Consider the following 17667-nt stretch of genomic DNA (forward strand, 5'->3'; position numbering starts at 1 on the left):
GATTGACTACATCTACTTCATCATCTAGTAACCCGTTCAATAGCACACTTTCAATTCCAGCGTCAGGTCAAAGAGCAGCGGCTGGGCAGCGGTTTCAAACGTGGGGCAGGCGTCGTTGAACTGTTCACTTTTTACTGCCCCTTCCAGCAAATCTTCCTGAGTGCCTGGTTCTCCACGAAGCAGGCGAAGCTGGTACTGATGCTGGAACCTGCCGAGCATATTATCAAGAATTCCTTTGAGGGTTGTTTTTAAATAATCACATGAGCTCATGACTGTTTGTGTCGCATCAGTGCAGGTCATGCTTCGCGCAAAGCCGCAGTCCTGTATCACATCAGCCATTTTCTCGTCGTTGCACGTGCTCACCACCTCGACAATCGACGTGATAATTGTTTTGGGCAGTTCTCTTCGCTGGAATTCCTCCTGCGTCTTTTTCGGCGGCTCGGCGGAATATTTCGCAAGGTACACAATTCCAATAGTGATGAGTATAACTACCAGCGCAATGCCCATGATCTCCGCTTGTCCGCGCTTGTTGAATCTGTTGTTAAGTTTGTTTTTCATTTTCATCATGTGTCCTCATGCCACTTAACTAAACCGTGTGCGGTATGCTTCAATAACCAACATTCCAAGAGCATCTTTGCGTACGCTCCCCTTGGTCTCGTCGCGAAGTGTAATCGGAATAAAGGTGGGGAATTTTTCCCACGATACTGTATTTTCTTCAGGATGGTTATCATACAGCGTGATGCGGTTGAGGGCAGCAGGCGCATCACCTATGGCCTCTGCTGTTTCAAACGGAATGGTGGCCGTGTCTGGCTGCGGGAACACTTGTTCTACATATATCGTACTGTCACGCAACTCTGTTTCATACAACAAAAACGCAGTTTCATCAAATCCGGGCTTGTTCCTATTCACCTTGTTCGCAAACGCCACCACCTTATGCAGGTCAAAACAATTCTCATTTATCACGCCGTTTTCGCTGCAGGCCAGCTCGGGGTAAAACGAAACTTTCAATGCAATGCGCACGGCTTCGCGCTCAAAGCTGTCTGCTGCGGAACGCTGCATGGATGTTTTCTGGTACTGCGCATACAGCACCAGCCCGATGCCTAACAAGATAAAAAAGGCGAGCAGTACCATGATTGTTTCGCCCATCTGCATCTGCGCCCTGCGCGCTTGTGTGTGTTTCATACGTTCCCTAGTAACTTATTAGTACAGTGCCGGACAGCTGTTCAGCACCGCGTCTTTATTTGCTTGATTAGCAGCTTTCAGCCGCTGCGTAAATTCTTCACTCTTGACTGAAATGGTAATCTCATTGTTCTCGTTTGCCGCCATCGCCGCATCTATGCTTGCCAGTGCAGCACCTCCTTGCGCCGCAATGACAGCGCACTGCTGCATTTCTGTGCTCGTGATGGCCGCACCACCAGAATTGTAAAACGCCTGCAATGCATCAGCCCGATCGCGTGAAATTTCAACCACCTGTGTCGCCCGGCGCAGTGCCCTGCTCATAAGGCACGTGTACATATTCTGGTCTTTTGCAAATACCGCGCCGATAAACGAGGGAAAGCCAAGCGTAAATGGCGAACCGCCAGACTGTTCCGCTTGCCAACCAGTTCCTTGTTTCTGATAAAACGCCAGCGGACTGCTCTGTAGGTTTTCCTCGTCACCAATCAAATTTTCATTCACTACGACTGCGCTGACTTGTGCGTCGCCAACTCCTGCGAACGAAGGCGGAAGTGCCGGCGGTTGTGTGGCTATGTCGTCTGAATTGATAATAAATTTCACAAACGGATTATTCTCATAGTTCAGGGTTGTCACGTCGGTTGGTTGGATAAACGCATAATCAATTTTCTCACCTTCCTGCGCCAGCGGAAAATCAAGCAGCGTGCTTATTTTTTCCTGCATCGGCCCAAAATTCACAAAATAATATTTTATCGATGGAGACGTCATCATAATCATGGTATTCGTGCGCATCGGCAGGTCAAAACTCATCGTAATGGTCAGAAGCTTTTTCGTGGCCAGCTCTGCCGGCGCAAAAATCAGCACCGTGCCGCTCGCAATGCGCTGGTCCATCACGCGGTATTCAGTGCATTCAAACTGAATGGGCACATCAGCGATGTCAATCGGCTGCTTTGCTCCAGGAGAAACTCCTCTGCCGGAAAAAATCAGCTCCAGCTGGGAGGCAAGCTCAACGCCGAGCTTATTTTTTGAAAGCTGCTGCTGATAACTAATGACCGTCATGAAAAAAAACAGGATAAGCCCGCCGGCTATCATAATGAAAATCCAGTTGAACTGCACTTCAACAATGCCTCGTTTTGAACATCGTGGAAATGGTTTGATGCGTTTCATGGTTTCATAACCGCTCAAGCTCGTCAAAAAGATCGTCATCACTTTTTTGAGCTGCACGCTCGTGCTCTTCAGCTTTTGCATTCTTTTGCTGCGCAGGCGCTTGGTTTTGTGGGGGAAACATTTTTCCTGGCACCACGCGCGGCCGTGCCGGCTCGTGCTCTTGTTTTCGCTGCAGTGCCGTGAGCGGAAGCCATTCGCTTACCGCGTCAGGAAGTTGTTCAACGACTTTGCCTGCCAGCTGGGTGCCTGCTTTTGCAGCAGTGCGCACGAGATGTGCTGCGGCATGCGCCGCATGCATCGGCCGGAGGAACGTCACTGGCTGGCCTGTTTTTCCCTTAGACTGAAAGACCCCTGTTTTTTTGGTGAAGCGGTCAATAACCGTGCCGCGTTCGCGCTCACGCGTTTCAACACGCTGGCGCCGTCGTGCAAGCCCTGTTTCCTGCACGCGCTGTGCAGCTTCAACTGCCTTTTTTTGCTCGGTATCACCCGATGAAATCGGTTTGAAAGGTGCGATAAGGGCGGGTTTCGGCACCAATGTTGGTGACGTGGATGCCAAGAAGCCCGCCCCTCCACCAATAAGAAGTATTCCTATAATAAAAAGAATATTTGATTTTACAAACGCCCACACCGCGCTTGGCTGCGCTTGCTCTGTCTTTTTTTCCTGCGTGCCGCCTGGCAGCACACCGCATCGTCCGAGGTTGCAAATGCCTGACGTGCAGTCATCAGCAGAGGCGCACGCTCTTCCCGGTTTGCATTTGTTTGGGCATGCAGTGCCGCAGTCAACATCGCTTTCATTTCCATTTGCTGCATTGTCTGCACAGGTTGGAAGTTGGCAGGTTTTGGTTGTTTTGACATCGCAATAACTGCTGATACAATCGTTGTCAAATCCACACGCCTTGTTCAAGTCGCAGCGTGAGCACACTAATCCACCACAGTCAGAATCAGTTTCATCGCCGTTCTTGCGCACGTCATCACATTTCGGCGGTACACAGCGGCCTTCAAGGCAATATTCTCCCAGACAATCAAAATCAGTCTGGCAGCTATCGCCTTCTCCACATGTGTTGCCACAACTTCCTCCACAGTCCGTGCCGGTTTCGTCGCCATCTTTGATGCTATTGCTGCACGTCTGGGGCACCGTTACAACAATTCTTTCCCTGCCGGATGCCTTGTTGCCGAGCGTGTCCGCCACTTCCCAGCACATTTCACGCGTGCGGTGAACAGATACTGGCTGGGCAGCGTCAACATGGTTTGAGGGCGTGCAGGTTTCTGCGCTGCCGGTTCCGATTGTCGTGTTTGTTGCGCCCAGCAGATTTTCACCACCAAGCCCGAACAAGAATGTTGTGTCATCACAGCCGCTTTCATCATCACACACTGGAGTCACTTCAACGGTTCCGGGCGATGACTTTTTCTGCAGCACCACTTCTGGCGGGTCATGCTCAAGGCAGTCCGGATGCTGCGGGTCATAATTCAGGATGAGCGGTGATGCAGGCCCTTCAAGCCCGACGTTGTTGACCGCAGAAATGATAATCGTGTGGGTGAATGCAGGAACCTTTCCGCTGCTTCCTCCCGTGTCGTCGGTGTTGGTTTCTGATGCCGGCGCCTTGGCTTCTATGCTCGGCAATTTTCCCGTGCCGTCCCTGCCGCCAAAGGTTCCGTTCTTTTCAGTTTCTGCAACAAAATAACGGAACATCCTGATGCTGGACTGCGTATCCGTTGCAGTAACCGCAAGATCAAGATCAAATCGTTCAGGAGTGCAGCTCGTGGTCGAGCCGTTGAAGCTTGGGGCATTAGGCGGGCTGGTGTCAATCAAAAAAAGATGCTCTTTTACCGAGCGCTGCTGCGTGCCAGCAGTGCTGCTTTCGCACGTTACTTGCATGGTGTATCTTCCATCGGCAAGCGTGCCCAGATCAGCGCTGTGCGTTTTGCCCGGATTGCGTTCATCCTCCAAAAACGCGGTCTGGTTTTCCAGCGTGTAATAACAGCGGGAAATTTTGTTCGTGGTAAAATTGAGTGTTGCAATGTTACTGTTTGACTCGCTTTTTGGCGATGAAATCTCAATATGAATTGGCTCGGTCAAATCAATGGTGACTCCTGCAGGAACTTCTTGAGATAGCTGTCCCGTTCTGTCTTCACACCGCACAAAAAATACTTTGCTTAATTTTGTTTCCGGCTCCGGAAGTTCAATCTTCTGGTGGTTTATTGTTTTATAGGAACCAAATTCTTCACGTGCATAGCCGTCAAACGGGCTCATGCTGTCGAACGGCAGCCCTCCCTGCAGTGCATACTTGCATTGGACGTCTTCATTTGCCTCAACAACAAGGTCTGAAAAAAAGTGGTGGTCATCAGGAATCTCGACAAGCAGATTGGGATCAAACGCCGCTTTCCGGATGGTTGGTGGTTCAGTATCGACGTATATTTCCGCTTTAGTCTGGCCAATTTCTCCCTCGGGTGTCTGGCAGATAAGGAAAAAATTGTTTCCGCGCCGGTTTGGCGTCAGGTCAATAAACGGCTCGCGGGACAGCGTTGGAAACGCATGCGTCGGCCCAAACATATTTGACGAGACCATCCCCTGCAGCAGAAACCGGAATTTTGGATCACGCTGGCTGTACTTGCACATGGTGTTGAGTGGCGCGTCATTCTTGAACGTGCTCACCTCAACCGTTACATTTCTCTCACGGGAAGCGCCCAGTCGCGGTCGCGTCACCTGTATTTTCATTGTTTCATAATCAACTGCAAAAAACTGGCGGAATGTTGCTTCATTACCCACCATGTCTTTGGCGTGTATCTCCACGACGTAAAATCCTGGCGGTAGCGCATGGCTCGGCTCGAGGCGCCAGCGTTCTCTGATTTCCCGCGACGGGATGCCGTCGATAATGTCAATAAACCCACCGGGAGGAATTGCTTCTTCAGTGAAGTTTTCAAACTCAGGTGTTTTTTCCTGCACAAAAAAGATGCGTCCGGTCATCAACGACACGGGCTCGTCAAAGGCCACGACAATCTTTGGAAGCGGAGTAAATGATTCTTTAATCTGAATCACTGCCTGAAGACCTGCGCCTGCTGATTGGGTTGTTGATGCTTCTGGAGTGCTCGCCTCTGCAGATCCTGCCTGTTGTTCACGAAGCCCCCCAAGCAGTCCGCGCAGAAAGTCGTTGAGCGCGTTTTGGGAGTTTGCATCGGGCTGTGCTGGTTCTTGTCCGGCTGTTTGTTCGTTCGGTGGTGCTCCCCCCGTTTCCGGAACTGGATCAGATTCAGGTGCAGTGGGTGGTGCCTGCACCACCACGCGTCCGGCCATGCCTGGATGAATAGTGCAGTGATACGCAAATGTTCCGGCGTGGTCAAAGGTGTGCGAAAAAGTTTGGCCGTGCTGTTTGGTACCTGACTCAAATGCATTGTTGTCGGCAGTTATGGTGTGCGGTGCATTATCATTGTTTGTCCAGATGACACTATCCCCCTCATTAACAGTGATGGCGGCAGGCGAAAATGCGAGGTTGTTGATAGACACACTTACACGGCTTGCCGAGACACAGAAACTTGCAAGTACTATCAGTATCGTGAAGAGTGCGCTGTTTCCAATGATTTTTTTTCGGTTCATGAGTCTTCTTACGTCATATCTTCTCGTTTCAAATGATGTTCAAGCTCACCTGCGCCGGTGGCCGCCGATCCGTCACTATAGTGAACGTTTTTGTTTTGTTAAACCCTGCAATGTCTTTTATCATGATGGTGTATGTTTTGTTCACCACTTGATTTTCAACTGCTTTCAGCCGGAGATTCGTGGTAAACCGTTTTGCCGGAAGCTCGAGAATCGTTGCCATGAGTTGATTGTCATAGGTGTCTGCACCTGGCAAATAATTTCCCGGCGTGACAAACAGGCAGGTTGGGCAAATATCATTGTCAGCAAAGCTGCCGTTAATTTTTACCACAGCTTCGCGCGTGAAATATTTGTTCTCTTCAGGAATGGAAAAGGGCGTGTTGATGTCAACTTTCCATGCATTTTCATCCGGCCCCCTGAAGTCGAGTGCCACGTCGCGGGTGATGGTTGCTGCCGGAACATTGTTTGCATAATCATCAACAAAAACGGTCAGGCTGTGCGGTTGTCCAAGCAGCTCTTCATCCGTCAGCCGGAATCGCTCGGGTTCAAGATTCCATTCAAAAACATAATTGTTCGTGCCAATCTGGTGCTCGGCTTGCGTGAGCGGTATTTCACGGCGGAGGTCAGGGCGTTCAGGCACATCAAACACTGCCCTTCCTTTCAAATCAAATCCACTGTCCTGCACCTGCAGGGTGATGCGCAGCACACCGTTGTACGCAACTGCAGCAGGAATATCATACGACATGATATGCGGTGCTTGATTGTCAACCACCAGCACCGGGCTGACATGGCGCCCCGCGGGCCCCTCAACATCATTGCTTAGTTTCAGTCGTGCTTCAGCGACGAGCGTGTAGGCCTTGTTGAACTGTTCCGGTGTGAAATCCTGCTGATTGCAGACAAACACATTGCGCTGGACGCGCTCGCACCGCGCAGGCATCGGGTCTTCCTGTCCGAGCGGCGCGTCAAATCGTTTTACAAACAGCCGCCCATTAATTGAGCCGTCAGCATTTTGATCACCAATCACAACCGGCTCCTGATTTGCTGAATAATCAATTTTTACATTCCCATTTGCACTCGTGTAAAATGTTCCGTTATTCTTCACTGCCGGCGCAAGGAACTCCCACACCGGCGGCTGTGGTGTGCCCTCATTGGTGTTGAATGCCCAGCTCGGCTTGCCGGTTTGTGAGGGCGCAAGCTGGTTTGTTGCCTTGTCAAATCCTTTGAAAATAACCAATCCCCCACCAGTAAACGGTTCGCCGTTGCGGTAGGTAATCGTGTATCGGCGTTTTCCTTCAAGCTCTTCTTTTTTCATCACCATTTTTCCGTCATGGTCAGCAAGGCGTGCGGTGATGATGCCTTCACTATTTTTATTTTCACCACCAAGCTCTGCATCAAGATATTCATCATGCAGCGTGTCCCAGCCAAAGGTTTCAAGCAGCTGCTGTTTTTCACCACTTTCCATAAATGCACCAGTGTTCTCATTGACCAGCCGGTCGCTGACGAGGAAATAGGTGTACTCAACTTCACTATCCGTTCCGGTGCATACATTGCGCTCACAGCCCTCACCATCGATAATTGTTTCGCTGCTTTCAGCACTTTCTTCAGCTGGTGTTGATGCTGATTCTGCGGGAATAATCGTGACGCTTATACTATCAGGAATGAGCGGCGCATCAAACGTTCCATCACTTCCTTCCTCAACCACAATGCTCACATTCGTGATTTGCTCGTTCGTGGTTCCTTCTGCCGGGCTGTTCTGCACCACCCGCGGGCCTTGGCTGTCGACGATAATCCCCGCGAGACTTGTTGGATCGGGAGATGGCCGTGAGACCACAATATCATCACCAAGAATACTGCCCACTCCTTTTGCAGCGAAGGTGTTGCATCCTTCTTCCAATGCTACGGGTTCGCCAAACACATTTTCTTCTGTGGGCTTTGCAAATATATTTACCGGAATGCCTACCTGTCCGGCGACGCGCACAGGCACTTCCTCAAGCGGTGCGTCCAGTGTCAGGTTGTTTGGTGTGCCCAGTTTGACATTGGCAATTGCATAATGGTGGCGGTAGGCGCCGTACCCCGTGCGGTGATATTCCTTTTGCACCTTTCCCGTGTCATCAACCACTGGGCTGAACTGGAGGAATTTTCCAGTAAGATCAATAGGAAGTGTGTTGATGGTGAGTGTTTTCATAATTCCTGTCGGTGGGTTTACCGCCGTGGTAGTGAGTGCATCACGCTGCTGGGCAAAATCTTCATGTGGGTCAAATTCTTTTTGTTTTATTTGGGCGCCACCGCATCGTCCGGTGTAATATTCTATTTTTTTGGTGATGTCCGGATGTTTCAGCACACCGGTTACAAACAGTTCACGCTGGTTGGTGTACGCGAGCCCCTCATCAGGGTAATATTTTATTGGATATTCATTCTCATCGCTGAATGCGACCCATTCTTCACCAGCGTCAAAAAACACACTTGAAAAAATGGGCTCAAGCTGCACTTCAGGTGTCGCGGTGACCAGCGTGATAGTAAGCGGCTGAACCATCATGGCAAGTTGTGCCGATGCTCGTTCTCCAGGGAAACAGTCAGTTCCTTTTTCAGTAACGCTCACGGGTTCAAATTGAACTTCAAGAGTATAGAAATCTTTTTCATCACCCCCTGCGTTCTCAAGCTGGAGCCGCCGGAGGTCAACACCACAGCTGATGGTTGAGACACCTTCAAGTTGGCAGTCTGCCCGTGAGATGGTGCCGGCATTTTTCTTTTCTCCTTGTATTTTCAGCACACCATTTTCAAGAATCATGCCCGTAGCAAAAATTGTTGCTTGCATCGTGTCCAGGCTTGCAGCACGGCCAGTATTGATTTTGATGCGGTAGCTGTCCTTGGGAATTCGCGGCGGGGGAGTTGGCTGGAGTTCATTACCCAGCGCGTCAAAAATCGTGACGCGTGCAGTGTCTGCAATCGTACCCGTTCCGGTATCAGCCACGCTTATTTTGAATGCTTCGCGGTCAAACGTAACACTCTCGTGGTGTTGCTTGTCCGCTGCGCGGACGCCGGAGATTTCAAGCGTTGCCGTGCCTCCCTGAACCGAGTTGCCGACGAGGAACGGCGTGAATGGTGAAATAAATCCTTCGGTCTGGTCGGGAGCAAATGCAAATGCCAACGGCTGGCCATTCACCGTCATGCTTACGTCGCCGCAGCCGCCATCAAGCCCTTCAAGTCCATACTGGTCCTTCACGCGACTGTCAGAGCAGTACGCAAACACATTCTGTGCCGTGCCGTAATTTCCCGGCTCGAGCGCCACGGTTTTGTCAATGGTGCCAAAGAAGCGCACGCTTGGGGCGAATATGTCTTTTGAAATCACGATGCGGTCGGCGCGGTTGCCGTCGAGCTGCTGCTGGCCGTCAAATTGGCACGCCACCTGAAACACGTTGAGGTCATCTTTCAGCTCCACATTTTTTGTGTGCTCTTTTCGTTCCGTGCTTTCCTGCATGTGCTCAGCATCACCAGCGTTGAATGAGACAAACTCGCGGTTGGTTCCCATAGGATTAATGTAACACGTTGCTGGCTCATCCGTCTGCACGCGCGCAATGATATTCCGCGCACCAGTTATCGGTTCAGAGCCGCCAAAGGTTCCCGACACAACATGGATCTTGTTGGTGTCAATAATTTTTACTTCCTGCCCATGGTCAGTGTTACCGAAATCATTTACACAGCCGTAGGTAAACACATAGATGTCATCCTTGAGATTGTGGAACGAGCGGGTAAAGGCGCGGCCATGCTCATCAGTGATGGCATTGCTTTTCAACAGCGCAGCAGGCGTATCATCCGCAGGAACTTCATCACCTTTGATGTTTGTCAGTTTTGCATTGCACACCACATCTTCAGTGTATTCAAGATTCACCAGTAGCTCACGCGGGCTGTCCGCAGAAATGGACAATACCCGCTCGTGCACTTTTCTTGGCGGATTGATGTTGACGACGATATCTGCATGCTTGACCTCTTCAAGATTATTGGCGCGATCCTGCGAGTAAAAGTTCAGCCGCGATGCGCTCTGGTCTCCGGCAGAAAGCACTTTCTGGATTTTGCACATCGTGTAATTTTTTGGATAACAATCATGGTCAAGGCAGAAAAAGGTCGTTGCCGGTTCGCTGACGCGCACCGGGATGTCCATAAATTTTCCAATCTTCAGCCGGCCGTTTGTGTCCTGTTTTATTTTTTCAGCAACAACACTTGTTTCAGGCGCCGCAAAGTCTCGGTTGCATTCCTGCGGATTTTGGACAAATGAGCAATCATCAACACCATTTCCATCGGCATCTTTGAAGCAGCGCTCGCCCGGTTCTGATCCCCATTTACATAACCCAAACGAAAACAGGTCGTTGCTTCGCTGGCTAATACGGTTGGTGCCGCTGGCGCGTACTGCGCCGTCATATCGCGCATCAATTTCAACCTCTTTTGTGCCACCCCTGCTGAGTCGGTCGCCAACACATTCTTTTTCTGCGCGTGCTGGTTTGCCGGCGTCGTTGTAATCATCACAGCCCAGCGATTTCACGTCTTCGCACGTGTTTTCTCCGGTGCTGAAATAGCACGCGTCACCAAATAATGCGCACGACTGCTTATCGCATCCCACAAGAACTGGGTTTGCATTTCCTGCTGCCGGTGCCTGCGTACTGCATGCGCTGCACTGCTGTTTTTCTTGTGTAGCTGGTGCGCAGATTCCCAATCCCAAATCAGCATTAGTTGTTTTCCATGTGCAGCCGCCCGCAGCGACTTTGCAGTGGCTCTCATCATTTTCACACGCATATTTTGTCCGGTAGCCATAACAGCTTTGCACGTCTTGGCAACTTCGGAACTGGTTTACTGTTTTTTCGCTCTTGTCATAGGTACAACCCATGAGCTGTTCGCATGCCTGTTGCGCTGCAACGCCGGGCTTGTCAAACAGCACGCCGGCAAATATCTGAAATGCACCATTACATTTTGAGCACAATTCCGGTGCTTTGCATTCAATGGCTCCTGCTGATGGCTCGGTGCAGTATGTTCCTGCAGTGCACGGTTCTCCCGAGCCGAGCACTCCAGTGCTGCAGATGTTTGTTTTTCGCTTGTCAACATCAGTGCTGTCACAGAAGCGCTGGCCTTCCACACACTCTTCCCTGCAGATATGGTCGCTGGTGACCGCGGGCTTGTTTTGATAGTTTAACTCAACCGCTACACACACGGTATCGTCTGTTTTTTTCTGAAACTCTCTGCGCAGAGAATTAATGTCAGCGCTGCTTTGCCACTGGCTTTTCGGCAGGGCTGCACAGTTTGTTTTTTTGTTGTCACACCATCGCACGTGTTGGCTGGCAAGTAGGCAGGCAGATACCACTTCTGGAATAGCCCATTGGAGGTGCGTCATATCCTGCGCATCAGTTTGAAACGTTGTTATCGTCGGTGCGGGAGTTTCACACGCCGGGCTGCAGGTGCAATCAGTCGGTCCGCACTGGTCAGGATTGGTGCAGCCGCAGGCGCTTCCAACTGCGCAGCGGTCAATGCCAATCTCGCACGTCTCAACAAAATAATCCTTGTTCGGCGTATTCAGCGTGCCATCACCGCACACGCCGGTTGGCGCAGTCCTGCGCTCTGACGGGGGAATATAGGTGCACGTTGCCGTGTCAAATCTACAGAAACTGTTGCAGTTCAGCGTGCCGCCGCTGAATTTTTTTCCGGGCTCAAATTCGACGTCAGCACAGCTTGTTGTTCCCTGCTTGAACAGCATACGATTGCTGCCTGCCTCAAAATCACAATCCTCGCCCGCGTCAACGATACCGTTGCGGCAGTTGGTTCTTTGCACGGCGCAGCGGTGCGTGTCGGTGCTACACGTCAATCCCGCGCGGCAGTCGCGGTCGGTTGCGCATTTTTTTTCCTGCGCGCATGGCGGGCAGGTGCCGCCGCAATCAACATCACTTTCTCCGGCGTCCTGCACCGTGTTTTCGCACCGAGAGACTTCAGCGCGTGCGCCGGGAATGCAAATTCCATTGGTGCAGCGCGTGTTGGCGGGGCACTGCGCGTCTTCTTGGCATTCAAGCAGGCCGCCGCAGATGTCTGCGGGAATGGACGCTTCAAACGGCTTGACACTGACGAGCTCTCCGCCGGCTGCGTCACACGTGTTTTTGTATTTTGGCTGGCGCAGAGCGCCACCATGCGTGGTGCAGCAGCCGATGGAACACTGGGACGCGAGGCTGTCATCAGTACATGCCACATTTGAAAATGTGCCTTGTTTTGCAGCGCACAGCGCCTCATCACCGCCAAACATCACTTCACAGCCATTGGCGCTGATGCAGCACGTTTCATCATTTGCCGCACCCAACACCGGCAGGGCGAAAAAAATAATACTAAGAAAACTAATGAGAAGAATACTTAGTACCATCCTCTTTTTCAGCATCCAGTCACCAACATTTTTTTGCCTAGTATGCTCTCTATTCTGGCGTACTATCTTTAAAAATATTGTGGATTATTCCCCCATTTTGTCAACGATAAGAATTACGAGCTGCTGGCGGTCACAGAGCGCATTGGTGTCCTTTGTTTTGATGTCACCATCATGGTCATCACACACCTCAACGGTTATGGTGTGGTAGCCGAAATCAAGCGGCTTGAGCGCGCGGTCTGTTCTGCGGATTGTTGCACGGTAGGCGTGCTTCTCTCCAGCAAGCGGCTCGTGTGCTCCAACTTCCCATGTTGATGGAACCGTTTCGACATTATCATCTCTGCACACATTCAACTCTTGCACATCTTTATAATTCGCAATCAGCGGACCTTTGTCTTCTGGCGGATTCTCAAACAGCTCGTTGGCATCAATTTCCGGCAGGTCAATCGCCTCTTCCTTGTCGTCTTTTTTTACCGTTCCCCAACACTCTTCCTTGAGCCGCTCGTTCCACTCGTCCGTGTTTATGTCCACAAAATGAATCGCATCCTCATCCGGATCATGGGCGAGAACATCAAATTCTATTTTTGTGCCTGGTGTGCCATACTCAAATAAAAGATCGAACGGCTTGAAATTTCCTTCTTTAAAATCAGTATCAGTATTGTCGTGAATAAAAGAAAGCACCGGCCGCCGGTTTGCCCGCGCCACATTAAAGACGAGCGGCGCGCCGCTTAAGGATGATGCCGTGTCGAGAATGCTGACGGCGTCGTCATATTTTTTCTCAGCACATTTCGGGCAGCTAACCTCGATATCAATACTTTTTTCATTTTTTTTATCATAATATTCGCTCTTTTTTTGATGCTCATTTTCATTCACGTCAAAGCTCAACTCCGTTCGGTCCCGCCGCATCAAGTCCTGTACCAATCCATAGATGCGCTTGAGCCGTGCAGAAATGCTGATGTGGTACTGTATAATTTCCCGGCTTGCTTTTTCAATACCAACGACAACCGGATACGTTGCATCAACCGCAACATCCTCCTCACCAATGGTGACGGTGACGTCCGGCACCTCGACCGTGAAATTAACAATGCTAAATCCGCCCATCTGTTTTATTTTTTCTTCATTAATACATTCTTTCGCATGCGTGGTAATAAAATCATCCAGCTGGCCCTGGATTGAAATCGTGTCAGAAAAGCCTGCGGGGCACGGCGGCGCAACTCCACTCTGCTGGTCATTCGGCCCGCCTTTCTGGCACAGCGCCGGGATTTTCAAATCACCGAAGGGGAAGCGTTTTTCTGTCAGTGTATCGGGCTTGTCAACAAGCCAGTAATCAAATGGTGGCTGCGCTTGCTGTTCATTTTCTTTTCTGCTGGTCGGTTTGATGCGTGCATCTTTTGAAGGATAGTCTTCTTCAGTTGCGCGTTCAGGTATCCAATACTTTACCTGATTGCCCCCAAACGCCATAAATGTTCCGGGCGCCGGCTGTAATTCGCCGCCATTGGCAGCGAGCTGTTGTATGCCCTGCACTGCTGTTTTTTCAAGGCACAGCTCGACATAATTCCGCACTGATTCAGTTCGGAGCAGCTCGCCAATTTCACTCGCGCTTTTCTGCAGCGGCGCGAGCTGTTTTTGTGAAGTAAGAGAAAGCATCATGCTGACGAGAACAACCATAATAATACCGATGATAATAAAGGCCGTTGCCTGTGCTTTTTTTCCTGTGTGGCCGGTTTGGGGAGTAATCATGCGTGCCTCCTTATCGAAGCTGAATGAGTGAAACAAGCTGGTGCCAGAGCTTGGTGTTCGACGCGGCGATTTTGACAAAATTTGAGCCGGTGTCAGCATCTTTTTTGCAGGTAACAAGTTCACGCTCATCAGCTGCAAGGTTCTGCTCAATCTTTTGGCAGACATCGATGTCAATGTGCTGATATTTGATCGTGCTTATCGCGGCACGGTCAATTGCACCATTTTCACGCTTTGCAAGAATCATCTTGTCGCCACTTTTGACAATGCTAATTCCGCGCACTTTTTTTGTCGGCCCGGAAAGAGCCAAGAACGTGTCAACACTTATATCTCCACTGTCTGCGCTTATTGCACCCCGTATCCGGTCAATGGCTTCTTGAGTAACCGTCCCTACATTTTCAAGTGCTTCGTTAACCCCCTCTTTGATGTCATCAAAAACCCCCTCTAAAAAAGCATGCACAGGATATGCAAGAAGAATAAATACCAGTACTATAATACTTCCACTAAACAGTCTGTTTTTCATCCTTCCACCTTAAATGCCTTCGGCGAGTACAGGAGCGCGTTGAGGCGTTTGCTATACCACACATTTGCTGGTTCGGTTGGCTTGCCGAACGGCTTTAATTCCAAAAATCCAGAGCCTGTTCGTGCCCGTTCCGTATCCCATACACCATTGCAGCCATGGAACTCTTCTCCCTTTCTTGCAATTTCCTGTCTGAACGCTTCCTGATACTTAAAGACGCCGAGGCATTGAGTAAAGAGTGTCTCACCATTAACGCTCTGCTGTTTATTGTATGCCGTATCAAGCGCTGACAACACGCTGTTTTCCGCGGCTGGCGATTTGATTATTGTCTCTGGTTCAGTGAGCGCAAGAGCAACAATCACTTGATTTTTTGCAAGGGGAATTTCACTCAACAATCCTTTGTAGAGTGTGTTGAGCAACGCATGCGTATTCGTCTGAAGTACGCAGGCGTACGCAGCTCCCCCATTTTCAAAGAAGTGTGTGACATCGCCCGACAGTGCCGCGCTGAACTCCTTGTTCACCAACACTTCTTCAGGCGTATCGCAATAGATACTATACGGAAGCCCTGCGCGGTCAACGATGCGCGTATCAGGAAGGTGCGCAAGTACACTTGCCAGTTTTACCGGCCTGCTTGTCCATGTTCCAGCATCGCAAAACACATCTTCGCCCGCATCACCGCTGTTCGCCGGGCCGAAGAAACCGTCAGGCTTGCAGGTCATTTCGGTACGCGCTCCAGCGGCAACTGCATACGCGCATGCATCTCCCGGGCAGACGCGTGAACCGTCGCTAAACTGGTTTGTTTTTCTATCTCCCACTTTCCATTCGCCATTGCTGCAGAACAACGCTTTCTCTTGATTGGCGCTGAAGAAGCGGCCATCAAAGTTTCCTTGCACACAGCGCGCTCCATCCCAACATTCGGTTGCTGCGCAGCAGTCAGTTTCTACTGATCGTGGTACATTTTCTGCGTTGATGCCGATTTCTCTAAACAGTTGGGCAGATGGCTCACTTTTTTCAACAACCTGCCCTTCTGCAAACTTCCAGATATTTTCCAGCGAACAGAACGCATTGCCGAATTTGGCTGCGCATGACGGCTGGGAGTTTTGGGCACTGGTAACCAGCGGCCCTTCGTTTGCTTCACTCGATGGATTTGTTTTCTGCAATTGTGCAAGCTCAAAATCAGCAAGGGCGCATCCGAGAAAAGAACCTTGCGTGTGCAGTATCTTTTGTGGGAGATGCGCGTACATCTGTACATTTCTGATAGTGTTGTTTTTTTCTCCCTGATTGGTGAAATCGACGGTTAATCGCTTCTCGCGTGTTGAAGGAATTGCCAGCTTAAATCGCTGAAACGCGCCGGTACTGTATTCTACCGTTGAAAGATCATGTGGCTGCCGGTGCTCGTCAAAATAACGAATCCGAAGGCGATCACCGGTTTTTTTAACCTGAACCTCTGCATCAACAATAATTACTAATCCTACTGGGTTATTTACTTCCATTGAGCGCGCTATTTTTCCAGGAAAAAGAACCAATTCTTCGCCTCCATTAATACGATTTTGGATTACAAAATTTTGTGATTCTTTTCCCGAGTTCACTTCAACACTCACGCCCGATCCAAAAATAGATGATACCGATGATATCTGGCCTGGTGCATTATGTGCATCAAAAAATGAATTTCCGCCTGCCTTGTTTTGTTCAACTGCCTGATTCGCAATACACGCCTGTACTACACCACCATCACTCATTGAAAAGAACTCATTCTGCCCATCACCACCACAGCAGGCGCCTGGATTGCTAAACCGGTTGTTTGCTTTCCGCACCAGCCATGTTCCTGCTTTTTTTTCTTCGCAGATAAATGGATTGGCATTTGCATCCAGTTCTGATTGGCCGCAGCCGATAAATTCAGCAAGTTCAGAATGCTGATCGACATCTCTTTGTTTGATGACCCTTAGCCGTTCATTCCGAGGGGTGTTCGGGCATTTTAAATCATCTTTATTCTGAATAGAATCTTCATCAATGTCTTCTAATCGTTCTGCCGCTGTCAAATCTTTGCAGCACAACATGCCGCCGGGCGCGTCGATGAATTGTTCATTCCCCCCTCCGAAACCAAATCCACCAACACTCCCTTTTGCCTGCACAAACCCGCACGCAAATTCGTTTGTGTCACACAATTTTTCTTCATCCTTGATGAGCACAATCCGCGGCTCACGCTGAATCGGAAGCGCATGCCCATTCTCCTGCACCACACAACAGGCCAACTGTTTAAATTCATTGGTTTGCGCATCTTTGATTGCGCCACACATCACCGGCGTTGATTCCTCACACTGTACAGTGCGTTGTTCCTGTTGTTTCGGATCTTCTTTTGGCGGGAACTGAAACGGAGTAATTGTTGCTTCGCCGACAGCAAGATTGTTCAACGTGCAGCACTGCACAAAATCAAGGCCTGTTTTATCCACCGGGTCGTCTTTTAGTTCTTTTGCGCCGCAGACAACCTGGCCTTCACCGCACTTTTGTAGCGGATCAGTACTGATTGAATTTGCGAGATTAACCCGCGCGATAATCTCCGGTCTATCAACTTTGTCATCCGGCTTGAGGGTTCCCGGCGGACATTTTTGTTTTGTTGCATCATCCAATTTATCAAATTCTTCGCGGGTGATGCTTACATCTCTACCATCTATCGTGCACCAATGATCCCCTGCTTGATCTGCTGCAACACATGCACCATCCAGATCACTTGCTGTAATGAGGCATACCTGATTGTCCCTTTTGTTATCATCTTGACTGAATGGCGCTGCCCGCGTGTAACATTGATTACGTAGTACACGTTCTGTTGTTGGAAGGATACAACAATCATTGGAACCAAAACCTCGGTCAATATGTCTCCCCCCCTTATCTTCACAATCTCCTGTCCACCAATCAATCGAACAATCCCTCGTGCTACCCTCAACTATTTCTGGAAATGTTTTAATAAAACAGGCACCTTCTACAGCCGGAACAAAAGAGAGTACCATCCACAAACAAAGAAAAATGAAAAGTAGTATCCCTGAAACTAACCTACCCTCTTTTTTCATTCGTGCCACCCACCTGTAGCGTGGCTTT

The 17667-nt window shown here is 49.9% G+C and carries 8 protein-coding genes; all 8 read right to left on the bottom strand.

All coding sequences use genetic code 11. From position 1 onward, the window contains the following. Positions 1-36: 36 nt before the first annotated feature. Positions 37-567: a hypothetical protein gene (locus Q7R76_02090; GenBank protein ID MDO8642362.1), complete on the bottom strand. Its 531-nt coding sequence runs from the start codon at positions 565-567 to the stop codon at positions 37-39. Positions 568-582: 15 nt separating this feature from the next. After that, on the bottom strand, positions 583-1182 hold the full coding sequence (locus tag Q7R76_02095) for a hypothetical protein (GenBank protein ID MDO8642363.1): 600 nt from the start codon (positions 1180-1182) through the stop codon (positions 583-585). Between the two features lie 18 nt (positions 1183-1200). Continuing rightward, positions 1201-2421, bottom strand: coding sequence for a hypothetical protein (locus Q7R76_02100; GenBank protein ID MDO8642364.1), 1221 nt, complete (start codon positions 2419-2421; stop codon positions 1201-1203). Beyond that, on the bottom strand, positions 2345-5932 hold the full coding sequence (locus tag Q7R76_02105; GenBank protein MDO8642365.1) for a cupredoxin family copper-binding protein: 3588 nt from the start codon (positions 5930-5932) through the stop codon (positions 2345-2347). The genes Q7R76_02100 and Q7R76_02105 overlap by 77 nt, the downstream gene beginning before the upstream one ends. Positions 5933-5960: 28 nt before the next feature. Then, a complete protein-coding gene (locus Q7R76_02110; GenBank protein MDO8642366.1) occupies positions 5961-12335 on the bottom strand; it encodes a hypothetical protein in 6375 nt (2124 codons plus the stop codon). 69 nt (positions 12336-12404) lie between these two features. Then, complete coding sequence (locus Q7R76_02115; GenBank protein ID MDO8642367.1) at positions 12405-14057, bottom strand: hypothetical protein; 1653 nt, start codon at positions 14055-14057, stop codon at positions 12405-12407. A 10-nt stretch (positions 14058-14067) separates the two neighbouring features. Continuing rightward, positions 14068-14577 carry a hypothetical protein gene (locus Q7R76_02120; protein ID MDO8642368.1) on the bottom strand — a complete coding sequence of 170 codons (510 nt, stop codon included), beginning with the start codon at positions 14575-14577 and terminating at the stop codon, positions 14068-14070. Further along, entirely contained in the window at positions 14574-17648 is a 3075-nt protein-coding gene (locus Q7R76_02125; GenBank protein ID MDO8642369.1) for a hypothetical protein, read from the bottom strand. Before Q7R76_02125 ends, Q7R76_02120 begins: the two co-directional genes overlap by 4 nt. Positions 17649-17667 lie beyond the last annotated feature (19 nt).

It is taken from the genome of Candidatus Woesearchaeota archaeon (assembly GCA_030651375.1).
Classification (GTDB): Archaea; Nanobdellota; Nanobdellia; order Woesearchaeales; family UBA12501; genus JAUSFM01.

Bases quoted from the DNA above. Each gene is read 5' to 3' on its own strand.
- Q7R76_02110 (MDO8642366.1), bottom strand. From the start codon at position 12,335: ATGCTGAAAAAGAGGATGGTACTAAGTATTCTTCTCATTAGTTTTCTT.
- Q7R76_02105 (MDO8642365.1), bottom strand. From the start codon at position 5,932: ATGAACCGAAAAAAAATCATTGGAAACAGCGCACTCTTCACGATACTG.
- Q7R76_02120 (MDO8642368.1), bottom strand. From the start codon at position 14,577: ATGAAAAACAGACTGTTTAGTGGAAGTATTATAGTACTGGTATTTATT.
- Q7R76_02115 (MDO8642367.1), bottom strand. From the start codon at position 14,057: ATGATTACTCCCCAAACCGGCCACACAGGAAAAAAAGCACAGGCAACG.
- Q7R76_02095 (MDO8642363.1), bottom strand. From the start codon at position 1,182: ATGAAACACACACAAGCGCGCAGGGCGCAGATGCAGATGGGCGAAACA.
- Q7R76_02090 (MDO8642362.1), bottom strand. From the start codon at position 567: ATGATGAAAATGAAAAACAAACTTAACAACAGATTCAACAAGCGCGGA.
- Q7R76_02100 (MDO8642364.1), bottom strand. From the start codon at position 2,421: ATGCAAAAGCTGAAGAGCACGAGCGTGCAGCTCAAAAAAGTGATGACG.